This window comes from Paenalicyclobacillus cellulosilyticus (assembly GCF_014647315.1).
Lineage (GTDB): Bacteria > Bacillota > Bacilli > Alicyclobacillales > Alicyclobacillaceae > Alicyclobacillus_J > Alicyclobacillus_J cellulosilyticus.
Window position 1 is genome coordinate 24,584 of the sequence record NZ_BMOY01000024.1, and the last position, 15,342, is coordinate 39,925.

The 15,342-nt window shown below is 67.0% G+C and carries 14 protein-coding genes; 1 reads left to right on the forward strand and 13 read right to left on the reverse strand.

The window, feature by feature from the left end:
- Positions 1-58: 58 nt before the first annotated feature.
- The 3 genes from recG to IEX97_RS08515 are packed head-to-tail and all read right to left on the reverse strand — an operon-like array spanning position 59 to position 4,237.
- Complete coding sequence (gene recG, locus IEX97_RS08505) at positions 59-2,107, reverse strand: ATP-dependent DNA helicase RecG (protein WP_188882369.1); 2,049 nt, start codon at positions 2,105-2,107, stop codon at positions 59-61.
- A gap of 5 nt (positions 2,108-2,112) precedes the next feature.
- Positions 2,113-3,861 carry a DAK2 domain-containing protein gene (locus tag IEX97_RS08510; protein WP_188882370.1) on the reverse strand — a complete coding sequence of 583 codons (1,749 nt, stop codon included), beginning with the start codon at positions 3,859-3,861 and terminating at the stop codon, positions 2,113-2,115.
- Between the two features lie 10 nt (positions 3,862-3,871).
- Positions 3,872-4,237, reverse strand: coding sequence for an Asp23/Gls24 family envelope stress response protein (locus IEX97_RS08515; RefSeq protein WP_188882371.1), 366 nt, complete (start codon positions 4,235-4,237; stop codon positions 3,872-3,874).
- Positions 4,238-4,403: 166 nt separating this feature from the next.
- Here IEX97_RS08515 and rpmB point away from each other — a divergent pair, with 166 nt between their 5' ends.
- On the forward strand, positions 4,404-4,595 hold the full coding sequence (rpmB, locus tag IEX97_RS08520) for a 50S ribosomal protein L28 (RefSeq protein ID WP_188882372.1): 192 nt from the start codon (positions 4,404-4,406) through the stop codon (positions 4,593-4,595).
- 51 nt (positions 4,596-4,646) lie between these two features.
- Here the strand turns inward: rpmB and spoVM are convergent, their stop codons facing one another.
- The 10 genes from spoVM to priA all read right to left on the reverse strand — a co-directional run.
- Complete coding sequence (spoVM, locus tag IEX97_RS08525) at positions 4,647-4,727, reverse strand: stage V sporulation protein SpoVM (RefSeq protein ID WP_188882383.1); 81 nt, start codon at positions 4,725-4,727, stop codon at positions 4,647-4,649.
- A gap of 132 nt (positions 4,728-4,859) precedes the next feature.
- On the reverse strand, positions 4,860-5,522 hold the full coding sequence (gene rpe, locus IEX97_RS08530) for a ribulose-phosphate 3-epimerase (RefSeq protein WP_188882384.1): 663 nt from the start codon (positions 5,520-5,522) through the stop codon (positions 4,860-4,862).
- A gap of 5 nt (positions 5,523-5,527) precedes the next feature.
- Positions 5,528-6,412, reverse strand: a complete 885-nt coding sequence (rsgA, locus tag IEX97_RS08535) for a ribosome small subunit-dependent GTPase A (RefSeq protein WP_188882373.1) — start codon at positions 6,410-6,412, stop codon at positions 5,528-5,530.
- A gap of 54 nt (positions 6,413-6,466) precedes the next feature.
- Positions 6,467-8,734 (reverse strand): Stk1 family PASTA domain-containing Ser/Thr kinase, encoded by a 2,268-nt coding sequence (gene pknB / locus IEX97_RS08540; protein WP_188882374.1) that lies wholly within the window; start codon positions 8,732-8,734, stop codon positions 6,467-6,469.
- Positions 8,731-9,495: a Stp1/IreP family PP2C-type Ser/Thr phosphatase gene (locus tag IEX97_RS08545; RefSeq protein WP_188882385.1), complete on the reverse strand. Its 765-nt coding sequence runs from the start codon at positions 9,493-9,495 to the stop codon at positions 8,731-8,733. The genes pknB and IEX97_RS08545 overlap by 4 nt, the downstream gene beginning before the upstream one ends.
- Positions 9,496-9,540: 45 nt before the next feature.
- A complete protein-coding gene (rlmN, locus tag IEX97_RS08550; RefSeq protein ID WP_188882375.1) occupies positions 9,541-10,578 on the reverse strand; it encodes a dual-specificity RNA methyltransferase RlmN in 1,038 nt (345 codons plus the stop codon).
- 76 nt (positions 10,579-10,654) lie between these two features.
- Positions 10,655-12,094 (reverse strand): 16S rRNA (cytosine(967)-C(5))-methyltransferase RsmB, encoded by a 1,440-nt coding sequence (gene rsmB / locus IEX97_RS08555; RefSeq protein ID WP_188882376.1) that lies wholly within the window; start codon positions 12,092-12,094, stop codon positions 10,655-10,657.
- Positions 12,091-13,065 (reverse strand): methionyl-tRNA formyltransferase, encoded by a 975-nt coding sequence (fmt, locus tag IEX97_RS08560; protein WP_188882377.1) that lies wholly within the window; start codon positions 13,063-13,065, stop codon positions 12,091-12,093. Before fmt ends, rsmB begins: the two co-directional genes overlap by 4 nt.
- Entirely contained in the window at positions 13,062-13,559 is a 498-nt protein-coding gene (gene def / locus IEX97_RS08565; RefSeq protein ID WP_188882378.1) for a peptide deformylase, read from the reverse strand. Before def ends, fmt begins: the two co-directional genes overlap by 4 nt.
- A 79-nt stretch (positions 13,560-13,638) precedes the next feature.
- Positions 13,639-15,342: replication restart helicase PriA (gene priA, locus IEX97_RS08570; RefSeq protein ID WP_188882379.1), on the reverse strand; the 1,704-nt coding region annotated here is incomplete at its 5' end.

A 15,342-nucleotide genomic window follows, 5' to 3' on the forward strand; every position in this document is an offset into this window, starting at 1 on the left:
GCGGCCGACCCTGTATGACTGCCACATTCTCCCGCGCCGGCGCACGCGGCGTCCCGCCTCAATCCGCGGCCGCAGCCGGCTCTGCCGCCAACGCCGCGCGCAAGCCGGCGTACGCAGGCAACAGCCAAAAATCGGGATCGCGCAACAAAGCCTGCGCCTCCGTGCGCGCGACCTCCATCACCTTGACGTCCCGGGCCAAGTCGCCCAGTGCAAATTCCGGCAGGCCGCTCTGCCGGAGGCCGAACAACTCGCCCGGCCCGCGCAACTCCAGGTCCCGCTCCGCAATCACGAATCCGTCGTGTTCACGGATCAGCGTGTCCAAGCGCGCCCGGGCGATGTCGGTCGGCCGGTCGGCAAGCAGGATGCAGAAGCCGCGTTGTCCGCCGCGACCGACCCGGCCGCGGAGTTGGTGTAATTGCGCGAGACCGAACCGCTCGGCGTGGTACACCAGCATCACCGTGGCGTTCGGTACGTCGATGCCCACTTCAATCACGGTGGTGCTGACGAGGACCTGGAGCTCGCCGCAGACGAACGACCGCATGACCGCGTCCTTCTCCCGCCCGTTCATCCGCCCGTGCAACAGGCCCACTTGGAACCCGGCGAACTGCTCCCGCAAGCGCTCCGCCAAACGCGTGGCCGAAATCACTTCGGCGGCATCTTCCTCAGCGTCTTCCACGAGCGGCGCGACCACGTACACCTGATGTCCGCGCGCCAGCTCCCGCCGCGCCAAGCGGATGGCTTCTTCTTCCGACTGCTCCAGGTCCATCCACCGCGTCTCCACAGGTTGGCGGCCCGCCGGGCGCTCGTCCAAGATGGAGGTATCGAGATCGCCATACAGGGCGAGGGCGAGCGTGCGCGGGATGGGGGTGGCGGAGATGGTGAGCAGGTCAGGACGGTCCCCCTTCTCCAGCAGCTTGGCGCGCTGGGCGACGCCGAACCGGTGCTGCTCATCGATGACGACCAAGCCGAGATCGCGAAACTGGACGTCTTCGGTGAGCAAGGCGTGCGTCCCTACCACGACGTGCAGTTGCCCTGACTGAAGGCCGCGCAGAACGTCGAGCCGCTCTTTCCGTGGCGTGCTCCCGGTCAACAGCCCCACGCGCATCCCAAGCGGTGTCAAGCGCCGCTTCGCCTCAGCGGCGTGTTGTTCCGCCAGGATCTCCGTCGGGGCCATCAACGCGGTTTGCGATCCCGCCCGCCACACGGCGTATGCTGCGAACAGAGCGACCCATGTCTTGCCCGAACCCACGTCGCCTTGCAGCAACCTCGCCATCGCGGACGGTCGGCGCAAATCGGCAAGCACCTCCTGGCACGCCCGCACTTGCGCATGCGTCAACGGTGCCGGCAACGTGGCCATAAACGCGGACAGCGCGTCATCCGGCACCGGACGCGCGTGCCCCCCTCCGGACTTGGCGTGCCGTCGCCGCAACCCCTGGAGCTGCAATTGAAACAGGAAAAACTCCTCGAAGACAAGCCGGCGCCGCGCCTGACGCAGGGATTCGGCACTGGCAGGCTTATGGATGCCGCGGACGGCGTCGGCGTGGGTCACCAACCGGTACTTCTCCCGCAGACCGTGCGGCAAGACTTCCGGCAGGTGCTCCGCATACTGGTCGAGCGCCGCGAGGATCAGGGTGTGCAGTTGGTGGGACGGGAGCGTGCGGGAGCTGCGGTAGACCGGTGTCCAGGGTGAGAACGACTCGCTCGGCGTGCTGTCGATCGCGGTGCGCGTCACGGTGATGGCATGGCGGGCGCGATCGAACCGGCCGCGGACGGTGATGAACCGGCCCGGCGTCAGTTTGGCCTTGAGCCAGTGCTGATTGAACCAGTACGCGTGCACGCGGAACCGCTGATCGATGCGCAACACGCAGTGGAGGATGGATTTGCCCCTCTGCCACCTGACCTCGGCCGTCCCTTCGACCACCCCCTGCGCGGTGACGACGCCCTGATCCGGGAAGGCAGAGAAGGGAAGCGGACGCCAATCTTCGTAACGCACCGGATAGTGGTGCAGCAAGTCGTCCACCGAGCGGATGCCCAGTTCAGCCAAGGCCCCGGCCTTGGCGCGGCCGACCCCGGGCAAGGCCGTTACAGGAACTTCCCGCAAGTTCATCTCCCTTACTCCAAGCTCATGATGTAATCGTATACCGGCTGGCCCCCTGCCTGCAGTTCGACTTCCACCCCGAATCTCTCCCGGCACAGGACGGCCAACCGCTCCGCTTCCTCCTTTGGAACGTCACGGCCGTAAAACATGGTCAACAGTTCCGCATCGGCCGCCCCCATGCGGGTCAACACCGCCAGGGCGGCGTCGTTCCGGTGTTCGGCGACCTCGACCAGGGTCTGATCGATGAGGCCGAGGAACTGGTTCGCGCGAATGGCGACATCTTGGTACACGCTGTCGCGCACCGCCCGCACCACGTGCCCGGCGCGCACGCGCTCCGCCGCAGCCCACATCTTGGCGGCCAAGTCGTGCGGCGGCAAATCAGGCAAAAACGCCAACATCGCCGCGATACCCTGCGGGATGGAGATGGTCGGCACGACGAAGGCGCGCTGCCCGACGACCTGCCGCGCCTGTTCCGCCGCCATGATGATGTTCTTGTTGTTCGGCAAGACAATGGCGGCCGCACCATCGATAGACGAGACGGCGGCGACAATCTCCTCCGTGCTCGGGTTCATCGTCTGCCCCCCGGACAGCACGACCGCTGCGCCGAGGCTGGTGAACACCTCCCGCAGCCCGTCCCCGGCGGCGACCGCCACGACGGCCGTGCGCGTCGCGCCCGCCGTCTCCCGGGTCTGGGACGGAAGCTGGCTTTGCGGCACGCGCTGCGCAGACGCCCGGTCCGCGCCGGCGGAACAAGATGCGACCGCAGGCGCCGGCGCACCACCGGCCTGCGGCTCCGTGGCCTCCGGCCGGGCTTGCTGGCGGATGGTCTGGTGTTGCAGCGTCATGTTCTCCACTTTGATCTTGACCAATTCCCCGAGACCGGCCGCATCCTGCAAGGCGCGCAGGGGTTCCATGGTGTGCACGTGCACCTTGACCAGGTCATCGGCGGCGACCACCAACAACGATGTGCCGTATCCGGAGAGGCTCCTGCGCAGCGCCGCTTCTGCCGCGGACGCCTGCGGCGTGCGGATCAACACCTCGGTGCAGAACCCGTATTCCGCCTCCTCCGGCACATGGGCTGCCGCAAAATCGGTCCAATGGACGTCCGAGCCGGGTGCCGCCGCCGGCGCGGTGTCGGCCGAGGTTTTTCCTTCCAGAAACGAGAGAAACCCTTCAAAGATGAAGAGTAACCCTTGGCCGCCTGAATCGACCACACCCGCCTGCTTCAACACCGGCAGCTGTTCCGGTGTGCGCGCCAGCGCCTCTCTTGCCGCCGCGACCACCGACCGCATCCAATCCGCCAATGTCTCCGCCTGGCGGGCGGCCTTGACGCCCGCCGCCGCGCCCTCGCGCGCCACCGTCAACATCGTCCCCTCGACCGGTTTTGCGACTGCGCGGTATGCGATGTGCACCCCTTCGGCCAACGCCTTCGCACACTCCTGCACCCCGGCCGTCTCCTCCGGGAGCTGCAGAAAACCGCGGAACAACTGGGAGAGGATGACACCCGAGTTGCCGCGCGCCCCCATCAGCAATCCAGCCGCCAAGGTGTGAGCCGCCGCCGCCAGCGTCCAGTGTGCCTGCGCGGCGAGCTTTTCCACCCCTGCAGCCAACGACATCTCCATGTTCGTCCCCGTATCGCCGTCCGGCACCGGGAAGATGTTCAACGCGTTCACCAGACTGACATGCTGGCGCAAACGCTCGTGCCCCGCCTTGATCATGGCCACGAAGCGGTCGCCGTCCAATCGCACCAACCGATTCGCCATCGAACGCCTCCTACCGTTCTGTCGCCACGCGCACGCCTTGGACGAAGATGTTCACGCGGTCGACCTCCACGCCGACCGTCTCATTGAGGACGTAGCGTACCTTGTCGCGCACATTCTGCGCGACTTCGTAGATGTTGGTCCCGTAGCTGACCACGATGTAGAGATCGACCTCGACCTCGTCGCCCTGAATCCGGACCTCGACGCCGCGCCCCGGATTCTCCCGGCCCAACAACTCGGAGATGCTGTCTTTCACCTGCCGCCGGGACGCCATCCCCACCAGACCGTAACAGTCCATGGCCGCCAAGCCGGCAATGGTCGCAATCACATCCTCCACGACGGTGATCCGCCCCAACGGTGTCTCCAACACTTTCGGCATACGGGTTCCCCCTCGCCAGTCCTGCTTTTCGCCATTGTACTACACCGGCTGACGGTTCCAAAAGCCGGTCGCGGTTGGTTGCGCGCCGCTTGCGGCGTATGGTAGAATACCGAACCGTGACATGGCGTCATGTGTGCAGGAAACACAGCTTGGAGGCGTGAACACGATGGCGAGACGGTGTGACATTTGTGGCAAGCAACCGCAGACCGGACACAAGATCAGCCACTCGCACATCCTGACCAAACGGCGTTGGCTGCCCAACCTGCAGACGGTTCGGGTGAACGTCGATGGCCGGATCAAGCGGTTGCGGGTATGCACGCGCTGCCTGAAAGCGGGCAAGGTCACGCGCGCGTTGTGAAAGCGGGAAGAAAAAAGCACCACAGCGGTGCTTTTTTCATGCCCCTCGCGCTTAGTCTTTGCTGAAAGCACCAAGGAACGCCCTGACGATTCCACCCAAGAACCTCGGCAGCTTGATGGTGTAGAACTTCATACGCGTCCCTCCTCACCTGTGCGGCAACGAGTTCGCGGCGACCATCCTCAAGTTCCCCTGCGCGCCGTGATCCCTACATGTATATTCCCGGCACGGGCGAATGTGCCTGTTCCGTCCTTTCCGCCCCCTCTTTCAACATCCGGACCCTGACGCCGCCTGTCGCAACGCGGCGATGGCCGCCCTGCGATCCGGCTGTCCGAACACGGAGGTGCCCGCGACGCACACCGTCGCACCCGCTGCCACCACCTGCCGGATGGTGTCGGGGGCGATGCCACCGTCCACCTCCACATCGACATCGCTCCGCCCCTGTGCCTGCAAGAGCGCCCGCGCCGTGCGCACCTTTTCCACCGTGCCCGGGATGAACGCCTGCCCGCCGAAACCCGGGTTCACGGTCATGACCAACACCAGGTCCAACAGGTCAGCCACATGCCCAATCATATCCAGTCCGGTGCCAGGGTTGAAGGCCAACCCAGCCCGGAGGCCGCGCGCCTTCACCATCTGCAACGCCCGATGAACGTGCGGCGTCGCCTCCGCGTGCACGGTGAGGACGCTCGCCCCGGCGTCCGCAAACACGTCGATGTACCGCTCGGGGGACGTGATCATCAAGTGCACGTCGAGGATGCAGTCAAACCGCTTGCGCAGTGCGGAGACGACCATCGGTCCCAACGTGAGGTTGGGGACGAAGTGCCCGTCCATCACGTCGACGTGGATCCAGTCCGCCCCCGCAGCCAACACGCTCTCCACTTCCGCCGCCAAACAGCCAAAATCGGCCGCCAAAATGGATGGGGCGATGATGACGTTCAATATCGATTCTCCTCCTGTTCGCGCAATTCGCGGTACAGCGCCCGATAGCTTTCATACCGGGATGGCGGGATTTCACCGCGGGCGACCGCCGCCTTCACACCGCACGCCTCCTCCTCCTCGATGTGCAGGCAGCCACGGAATGCGCAGCCGCTCGCCGCGCGCACAAGATCAGGGAAATAATACCTCAGTTCCTGCGCCGGCAGCGCCAGGTCGAGCTGGCTGAATCCGGGCGCATCCGCAATGAACGTCCCGCCGCCAAGCGGGAACAACTCCACATGGCGCGTCGTGTGGCGCCCCCGCCCCAGCTTGGCCGACACCTCGCCCATGCGCAGCCCGAGTTCCGGCGCGATGGCGTTGGCGAGGCTCGATTTGCCCGCGCCCGAAGGGCCGGCAAACACCGTCACCCGGCCCGCGAGCGCCTGCCGCACGTCGGCGATGCCGTCACCGCGGACGCTGGAACACAAGATCACCCTGTAGCCGGCTTGGCGGTACGGTGCAGCACAGACGTCCGCCAGGCCGCCGGGATCGAGGTCGCACTTCGTGATGGCGATGACGGCGTCCAATCCGGCAGCCGCCACCGCGACGAGCGTCCGGTCGAGGAGCGCGTGGTGAAAGTCCGGCGTCACCAGGGAAAAGACGAGCAGGGCTTGATCCACGTTGGCGATGGGCGGCCGTACCAACTCCGTGCGCCGCGGCAACACCTCGACGATCACGCCCTCCCCGCTTCCGACAGGCTCCACGCGCACCCGGTCTCCGACCAGCACCTTCTCGCCGCGCTTGCGCAAGACGCCGCGCGCCCGGCAGATGCGCACTTCCTCGCCCATCCGCACCGTGAAGATGCTGTTGACCGCCCGTGTCACCAACCCCTCCGGCTCCGCCATCCGCTTCCCCCCTCATGCGCGCGTCTTACCCGCCCGCACCGCCCGGACCGGTTGTCACGGCGCCGAACCGGCACCCGCGGCTTGGGCGTCGTACGGGACGATTTGTTCCTTCGTCAATTTCCCGTTCTCATACACCGCGATGCGGCCGCTCTGTGCTGCGGTGACGTAGAGCGTCGTCGACCACGTGGCCGTCTTCGTAATGGTCTCGTCGGCCACCACCTGACCCGCGCCGAACGCGTCCGTCTTCAGAATCTTGACCTGGACCGGCTTGTTTGCGGGATCCGGGACGGTGATCTGCGCCGGGATCATCCGCAGCGTGGACAGATCCCCGCCCGTGCCCGCGGCAGCGCCGCCTCCGCCGGCGGTCCCTGCCGTACCGGCAGCGCCTGAGGCGGCTCCGCCTGGGGTACCCGCGTCACCCGTCGCGCCCGCGCCTGCGCTTGTCCCTGCGCTGCTGTCGCCAAGGCCCGCGCCTGCGCCGGCACCACCGCCGCCAGCCGGCATCCCGCCCGAGGTCTGATTCGGGCTGGTCGTTCCGTCTGCTCCCGCGCCTGCTCCTGTATCTGCTCCCGTGCCGCCCGCCGGCAATCCGCCCGCTGCCGCGCCGCCTTCCGCTCCGGCCAGCCCGCCCGCCATGCCCAATCCAGCGCCGGAATTGTCGACCACGTATAAATCGATGGCAGCCCCCTTGGGCACCTTTTCTCCCACTTTCTGCGGCCCGATGTTGAACACGGTGCCGTCCTGGCCGTCGTACGGCATCCGGTACACATGGCCGAGAGTGAGACCGGCCGTCTGCAGGGCGGTGCTCGCGTCCTTCAAGGTCATCCCAATCACGTTCGGGATCGTCACCTGGCTGCCCTTGCTGACGAACACCGTCACCTTGGCGTCGAGGGCGACCGTCGTCCCGGCGGTGGGATAGGTGTTCACGACGTACCCGGACGGAAATTGGTCGGTGTAGATCTTGTCGACGATGATGAGATCCGGCGCAAGCCCAAGGTCGAGCAATTGCTGGCGGGCCTGATCGAAGGGAAGGTTGACGAGGTAGGGCATCGTCACCTTCGGCGCCCCTTTGCTCACGTACAACGTGATGTCCCGCGTCTCCTTCACCTCCGTCGGGCCGGTGGGGTCTTGCGCATACACGATACCCCGCGCATGCTTGAGATTCGGCGCCTGTTCAATATGAATGTGCTCCGGGCGGAACCCGGCTGACTTGAGCACGGCCATCGCCTTGGCCTCCGGCATCCCGACCACATCCGGCAGCCTGAGGTTCGGTACCTCGATGAGGCTCATGACGATGTAATACGCGGCGACGGCGCCGACGCCGAGCAGACTCACCGCCACGCCGCTCCACAACACCGGCCGCCACCAGCGGCGGCGACGCTTTCGCTCCAACCGCGCTTCCTCCTCCGTCCCCGCTTCTTCCGGACCGGGCGCAGCGACGGCCGGAATCATGATGGTCGCCCCGTCGTCATCCATCGGCAACGCGATCTTCGGCACGTCCGGGTGGACGAGGGCATCCGCCAGGTCGTCCTTGAGCGACCTCATGTCCGGATAACGCAGCTCGGGTGCCTTGACCAGGCAGCGGAGCACGATGTTCTCCACGCTCTGCGGGATCTCGGGGTTGATGCGGCGCGGTTCCACGAATCCGTCCCGCAGGTGCTTCAGCGCCACGCTGACAGGCGATTCGCCCGAAAAAGGCAGTTTGCCGGTGAGCATCTCATACATGACCACGCCGAGCGAATAGATGTCGCTCTTGACGTCGGTCACCGCGCCGCGCGCCTGCTCCGGGGAAAAGTAATGCACCGACCCGAGCACGGAACGGTTGGGGTGATGGGTGATGGTGTTGCCGCTTATGGCGCGCGCGATGCCAAAATCGGTGACCTTCACCCGCCCGTTCTTCGTCAGCAGGATGTTGTGCGGCTTGATGTCCCGATGGATGATCTGATGGTCGTGCGCGTGCTGCAGGGCGTCGCAGATCTGGGCCGTGATGTCGATCACGTCTTGCACCGGCAACGGGCCGCGCGTGCGGATGACCTCCTTGAGCGTCGGGCCGTCGACGTATTCCATCACGATGTAGTATTCGCCGTCCGCGACGCCGATGTCGTACAGGTTGACGATGTTGGGATGCGACAGCCTGGCCGCCGCCTGCGCTTCCTGGCGAAAACGCGCCACAAACTCCTCATCCCCCGAGAACTGCGGTCGCAACATCTTCACCGCGACGGTGCGGCCCAGCAGCCGGTCGACGGCCCGGTAGACGACGGCCATGCCTCCCTCGCCCACCCGCGCTTGCAATTCGTAGCGTCCGCCCAACAGCTGCGTCATTCCGCCTTGCCCTCCTCGCGGTGCACGACCAAGACCAACGTGATGTTGTCGTGGCCGCCCCGGTCGAGCGCCACCTGAACCAAGGCGTCCGCGAGACGATCCACGTCCGCTTCCGAGCGCGCACCGGACAGTTCGCGCAGGTAATCCCCCAATTCCGACGACGTGACCAGATTCGTCAGCCCGTCGGTGCACAACAGGAGGACATCCCCGGGTCGCCAACGCCGCGTCGCCACGTCCGGGTAACTGTGTGCCACCGTCCCCAGTGAACGGGTGACGATGTTGCGCTGGGGATGGCGCACCGCCTCATCTTCCGTGATCTGGCCGCGGCGCACCAACTCCGCCACCAGCGAGTGGTCCTGCGTCACCTGCTGCAAATTCCCGTCCTGAAACAGATAGCCGCGGCTGTCGCCGACGTGGCCGATGGTGACCTCCGTGTCGTCGAACAGCGCCGCGACGATGGTCGTGCCCATCCCGAGGTACGCCTCGGAGGCTTGCGCCACCTCCCAGATGCGCTGGTTCGCCGCGAACACGGCCTCCTGCATCAGTTGTTGCGGGTCGCACCCTTCGTTGCGCAACCCGGACTGCACATAATCGGATACGGTATCGACCGCGATCTTGCTCGCAACCTCGCCCGCCGACGCACCTCCCATCCCGTCCGCGACGACAATCAACCGGAAGGGACGAAAGTCCGCGTGGACGGCGAACCCGTCCTCGTTCACCTGGCGGACGAGCCCGATGTGGGATCGAGCGGCGTAGAGCATGTTCTCCACCTCTTCGGTTTCTCCCCGCGCCAGCCTTTGCCGCGATCACGCCTTCGCAGCGTACTCTGCGCGCAACTGGCCGCACGCGGCGGCGATGTCATGGCCCTTCTCGCGGCGAACCGTGACGTTGAGACCGAGCCGGCGCAGCTCGCGCACGAACGCCTCCACCTGCTCCGGCGGCGTCCGCTGGTAGTTGCGCTCAGGTACATAGTTGACCGGAATGAGATTCACGTGGCAAGGCAGGTCGCGCACCAGCGCCGCCAACTCCCGCGCGTGCTCCAAGCGGTCGTTCTTCCCCGCGATGAGGGCGTATTCAAAACTGATCCGACGCCCGGTCTTTTGCACGTAGTAACGGCACGCCGCCATCAATTTGGCGAGCGGATACGCCCGGTTCACCGGCATCAGTTGGGAACGGATCTCGTCGTTCGGCGCGTGCAGGGAGACGGCGAGCGTAATCGGCCGCCCCTCGTCGGCGAGGCGGATGATCCCTGGCACCAAGCCCACGGTCGAGATGGTGATGTGCCGTTGCCCGATGTTCAGCCCGTCCGGGTGCCGGATGATGTCGATGAACTTCATGCACGCGTCGTAGTTGTCCATCGGTTCACCCGACCCCATCAGGACGACCGAAGACACCCGGCCGCCCTCCTCGTCGAGCAAACGCTGGCTGAACATCAGCTGCTCGACCATCTCCCCCGCGGTCAGCTGGCGGATCATCCCGCCGAGTGTCGAGGCGCAGAAGGTACACCCCATCTTGCAGCCCGCCTGTGTGGAGACACAGACGCTGTTGCCGTAATCGTGGCGCATCAGCACCGTCTCCACCGCCACCCCGTCGCGCCAACCGAGCAAAAACTTCACCGTTCCGTCTTTCGACACCTGCCGCGTCAGTTCCTTCGCGGTCCCAATCGCAAACGCCGCCGCCAGGCGCTCCCTGAGCCCCTTCGGCAGATTGGTCATCTCCTGAAACGTCGTGGCTCGCTTTTGGTGCAGCCATTGAAAGACCTGCCGGCCGCGGTACCGAGGTTCTCCTTGCTCCGTCATCCAAGCCGTCCACGCGTCCACCGTCATGTCGTACGCATGCTGCATCGTCCGTCCCCCCGTTTAGCGTCTGCCCGTTCATCCGCATGCCGCGGACAGCCGCTGCGGTGTGTACAGCGACCCTTCAACCGGCACGCACCTTGCGCAAACGGGCGATGAAAAACCCGTCGGTGCCGAGTGCATCCGGGAGGATGTACAGCCCGGGTGGGGCGTCCACCGCCTCCGCCCGCGGCCGTGGTGGCAATTCATCCCGGATGTCTTCCGCCACGACCGCACCTGCCGCGGCCGACAGGGCGGCTGTCACGACCTCTTCGTTCTCCTCCGGCAACAGCGTGCACGTGCTGTAGACGATCACGCCGCCCGGCCGTACCAAGCGAACGGCCGCGAGCAAGAGTTCCCGCTGCAGCCGGGCAAGCCGCGTCACGTCATCCGGCGTCCTGCGCCAGCGGATGTCCGGGCGGTGGCGCAGGACGCCGAACCCGCTGCACGGCGCATCGAGCAGAACCGCATCGAACGCCTCCCGCATCCCCGGAAGGTCCGGGAGCAGGCGGGCGTCCATCATCCGCGTCCGCACACTCCCGATGCCGAGGCGGCGCAGCGCTCCGTGGAGCAGGCGCAGTTTGTGCGGATGGATGTCGCACGCTTCGATGTCTCCGCCATCCGCCTGCAGTTCGGCGAGGTGGGTCGTCTTGGTCCCCGGGGCGGCGCACATGTCGAGAATGCGACGATGCTCGGCTGGACGCACCAGCGGTGCAACGAGCATGGCGGCCTCGTCCTGGGGCGTCACCCACCCGTCACGGTACACGGCGGCGTTCTCGACGGCAAACCCGTCCGCCACCCGCACCCCGGCCGGCGACACCGGCGACGGCTCCGCATGCACCCCTTGGGCGGCGAGCGCCGCCACCACTGCGTCGACGCTCGCCCGCAGCGGGTTGACGCGCAGCGACAATCCGGCTTCCTCGTTGCACGCCGCGAGCATCCGCTCGCACCGCGCCGGCCCGAACGCGGCACGCCACCTCGTCACCAGCCACGTGGGATAGGAATACCATATCCCCCACGCCTCCGCTTCGTCCGCCGCCTTATCCGCCAACGCGCGCAACCGCTCGCAGGGCGGCGACGGCGCGCGCGCGAAGCTGCGCAACACCCCGTTCACGAAGCCGGCGGCCTGCGGCTGCACCGATTTGCACAGTTCCACCGCCTCATGGATGGCCGCATAGGCAGGGACGCGATCGAGAAACGTCAATTGATACACCGCCATGCGCAACAGGACGCGGACCGCAGGGGTCAGCTCGCCGAGGGGACGGCTCGTCCAAGGGGCGATGAGCGCGTCGAGCGAGCGCTGGCGCTGCAACGTCCCGTAGACCAACCCTGTGCACAACGCCTTGTCGCGGGCAGACCACGCCCCTTCCCGCAGCGCCTGCTGCAGGGCCACGTTGGCGTACGCCTCGTCCTGTTCCACCGCCAAAAGCACCGCAAACGCCGCCTGGCGCGCGGGAGACACATGCCCCCCGGGGCGAGGGCGGGCAAGGCGATGGCGTCCGTCCGAACGATGGGGACCGCTCACCGCCCATCCTCCTGTTCGAAGCGCAGACGGTCACGCTGCCAACCGCGCGCCCAGTCGTCCGCAGACATGCGGCGTTTGCCGGCAGGCTGCACCGTCTCCAGCGCGAGCCATCCGTCCGCGCAGCGCACCCACACCTCGTGCCGTCCCACCCGGCAGACCACCGCGGGCTCGGCGTCGGCGGGCGGCACACATCCCGGCGAGACAGAGGCAGGCCGCGCCGCCCACACCTTGACGACCTGCCCGAAAAGCCGCGCCGACGCGCCGGGTGACGGGGAGAGCGCCCGCACCTGGCGCCAGATGTCGATGACCGGCCGCCGCCAATCGATGATCTCATCCGCCTTCGTGATGCGCTCCGCGTACGTGGCTTCTTCCTCAGCCTGGGGCGTCGGGACGATCTCTCCGGCCACGTACGGTTCGATGAGTTCGACCAGCAACGCCGCGCCCGCGGACGCCAAACGCTGGAGCAAACGGCCCGCGTCGTCATCGTCGGCGATGGGCACCCGCCGCTGCCCGACGACAGGACCTGCGTCCAACCGGCGCACCATCTTCATCACCGTCACCCCGGTGACCGCATCCCCGGCCAAGATGGCGCGTTGCACCGGCGCCGCGCCCCGCCAGCGGGGCAACAGCGAGGCGTGGAGGTTGAGACAGCCCGCGCGCGGCAAATCGAGCAGGCGCTGCGGCAAGATCTGACCGTACGCCGCGGTGACGATCACGTCCGGCGCCAGCGCAGCCACTGCGGCGAGAAACCCGGGGTCGCGGGCGGAGGAAGGCTGCAGCACCGGCAGGCCCAGCCGGGCGGCCGCCTGCTTGACCGGAGAAGGTGCGGGCTTTTGGCCGCGCCCGGCCGGTCTGTCCGGCTGGGTCACCACCGCCAATACCGGAAAACCGGCGTTCGTCAGCGACACGAGGCTCGGCACCGCAAACTCGGGGGTGCCCATGAACACCAGCTTCGGCTTTCCGGAGGTCATGACCCGCGCGTCCCTCGCACAGCCCGCGCCTCCTTTTGCTCGTAGATGATTTGGTCCGGGCGCAGGTAATCGATGAACAGGATGCCGTTTAAGTGGTCCACCTCGTGCTGGACACAGCGGGCCAACAGGTCGCTGGCCGCAAACTCCACCGTCTCTCCCTTGCGGTTGAGCCCGCGCACCGTCACGTGCTGCGCCCGGGTGACCTCCCCGCGCATGCCGGGCAGCGAGAGGCAGGCTTCCATCCCCGTCTGCTCGCCGGATTTGCTGAGGATCTCGGGGTTGATGAGCTCAATCAGCCCTTCGCCCACGTCCATGACGATGACGCGCTTTGGCACCCCGATTTGCACCGCCGCCAACCCGATGCCGTCCGCGTCGTACATCGTCTCCGCCATGTCGTCCAACAGCTTCTCGATGGCAGGCGTGATCTTCGTCACCGGCTTCGCGATCTGCCGCAACACCGGGTCGTTTCCCGTACGAATGATCCGGATGGCCATGCTGCGTCTCTCCTCTCACACCGCACACGCACGCGTTTGCGGCTTCTGCCGCCCGCGCGGTCGGCTCCTCATCCTGTCTCTATATTCTCCCGGCGTTCACGTCGAGCCTGCAGGCGCCGCCGTACCGCCGGAGGCGCGCTTCCACCAAAGTGTACGCTGCGGTCACGGCCGCTTGCACGTCCGGCCAGCGCCTGTATTTTATCACAACCTGGTAACGGAACCGATTTTGCACCCGCGGCACGGCCGCGGGCACCGCCGGCAACACCTCGTGCTGTGGGCCGAGGCGCCGGCGCAGTTCACGCTCAAACCGGGCCGCCGCCCCGCGTGCGATGCCTGGATCGGCGTGAACCGCGACAAACACGGCCAGCTCGCAGAACGGCGGATAGAAAAACCGCTCGCGCAACGCCCGCTCCTGGCGGTAAAACGCGGCGTAATCGTGGCGCGCCGCGGCGAGGATGGCGTAGTGATCCGGTTGGAACGTCTGAATAACCGTCTCACCCGGGACCTCGGCCCGCCCCGCACGCCCGACGACCTGGGTCAAGAGGTCGAATGTCCGCTCCGCCGCCCGAAAGTCCGGCACGGCAAGCATCGTGTCCGCCATGACCACGCCGACGAACGCCACGTTCGGCACGTCCAACCCTTTGGCGATCATCTGCGTCCCGACGAGGACGTCCAACTCGTTGCGGTAGAACGCCTCCAGCACCTCGCGGTGCGCCCCCTTGCGCCGCGTGGTGTCGACGTCCATCCGGGCCACGCGCCACAGCGGCCAGCGCGCCCGGATGGCCTCTTCCACCTGCTGCGTTCCGATGCCGAACGGGCGCAACACCGCCTCGCCGCAGTCCGGGCAGGCATCCGGCAAGGCGGCCGCAAAACCGCAGTAGTGGCACACAAGCGCACCCTCGCCCGCCGCGCCCTTGTGCACCGTCAACGAGATGTCGCAGTGCGGGCATTGGAGAATGGCACCGCAGTTGCGGCAGAGCACGAACGCTGCGTACCCCCGGCGGTTGAGAAAGAGCATGGCCTGATGTCCCGCGGTCACCGTCCGCTCCAGCCCGTCCGCGAGGGCGCGGCTGAAAATGCTGCGGTTGCCCGACCGCAACTCCTCGCGCATATCGACGATTTGCACCGGCGGCAGCGGCCCGCCGTGGACCCGCGTCGGCAGGGTCAGCAGGCGGGCGCGGCCCTGTTCGACCTCGTGCATCGCCTCGAGCGACGGGGTCGCCGATCCGTAGACCACCACGCCGCCCCGGTACTGCGCGCGCCAACGGGCGACATCGCGCGCGTCGTAATGAGGCGTTTCCTCCTGTTTGTACGATGGCTCGTGCTCCTCGTCGACGATGATGAGCTTCAACCCTTGCACCGGGGCGAAGACCGCAGAGCGGGCACCGACCACGATGCGCGCTTCCCCGCGCCGAATGCGCGACCACTCATCCCGTTTTTCCCCGGCCGACAGCCCGGAGTGCAGCACCGCCACGCGCGACCCGAACCGGTCGACAAACCGCGCGACCATCTGCGGCGTCAGGGCAATCTCCGGCACGAGGACGATGGCCCCGCCGCCCGCGGCCAGACACTCGGCGATGGCGCGCAGATACACCTCCGTCTTCCCGCTGCCCGTCACGCCGAACAGCACCACCGCCTCGCCCCGGCCGCGCTGCACAGCCGCCACGATGTCCGCCACCGCCCTGGCCTGCGCCGGCGTCAACGCCTCCGGCCGCGGCCCGGCCAAGGCGGCCGCCGCATCCGGCGTGCGCAGCGCAGACTCCCAGACGAGGTGCGCCAACCC

What these genes read in the sequence shown, in the direction of transcription:
- rlmN (WP_188882375.1), bottom strand. Translation starts at nt 10,578, where the DNA reads ATGCAGCATGCGTACGACATGACGGTGGACGCGTGGACGGCTTGGATG.
- IEX97_RS08515 (WP_188882371.1), bottom strand. Translation starts at nt 4,237, where the DNA reads ATGCCGAAAGTGTTGGAGACACCGTTGGGGCGGATCACCGTCGTGGAG.
- IEX97_RS08545 (WP_188882385.1), bottom strand. Translation starts at nt 9,495, where the DNA reads ATGCTCTACGCCGCTCGATCCCACATCGGGCTCGTCCGCCAGGTGAAC.
- rpmB (WP_188882372.1), top strand. Translation starts at nt 4,404, where the DNA reads ATGGCGAGACGGTGTGACATTTGTGGCAAGCAACCGCAGACCGGACAC.
- spoVM (WP_188882383.1), bottom strand. Translation starts at nt 4,727, where the DNA reads ATGAAGTTCTACACCATCAAGCTGCCGAGGTTCTTGGGTGGAATCGTC.
- rsgA (WP_188882373.1), bottom strand. Translation starts at nt 6,412, where the DNA reads ATGGCGGAGCCGGAGGGGTTGGTGACACGGGCGGTCAACAGCATCTTC.
- IEX97_RS08510 (WP_188882370.1), bottom strand. Translation starts at nt 3,861, where the DNA reads ATGGCGAATCGGTTGGTGCGATTGGACGGCGACCGCTTCGTGGCCATG.
- fmt (WP_188882377.1), bottom strand. Translation starts at nt 13,065, where the DNA reads ATGACCTCCGGAAAGCCGAAGCTGGTGTTCATGGGCACCCCCGAGTTT.
- recG (WP_188882369.1), bottom strand. Translation starts at nt 2,107, where the DNA reads ATGAACTTGCGGGAAGTTCCTGTAACGGCCTTGCCCGGGGTCGGCCGC.
- pknB (WP_188882374.1), bottom strand. Translation starts at nt 8,734, where the DNA reads ATGACGCAGCTGTTGGGCGGACGCTACGAATTGCAAGCGCGGGTGGGC.
- def (WP_188882378.1), bottom strand. Translation starts at nt 13,559, where the DNA reads ATGGCCATCCGGATCATTCGTACGGGAAACGACCCGGTGTTGCGGCAG.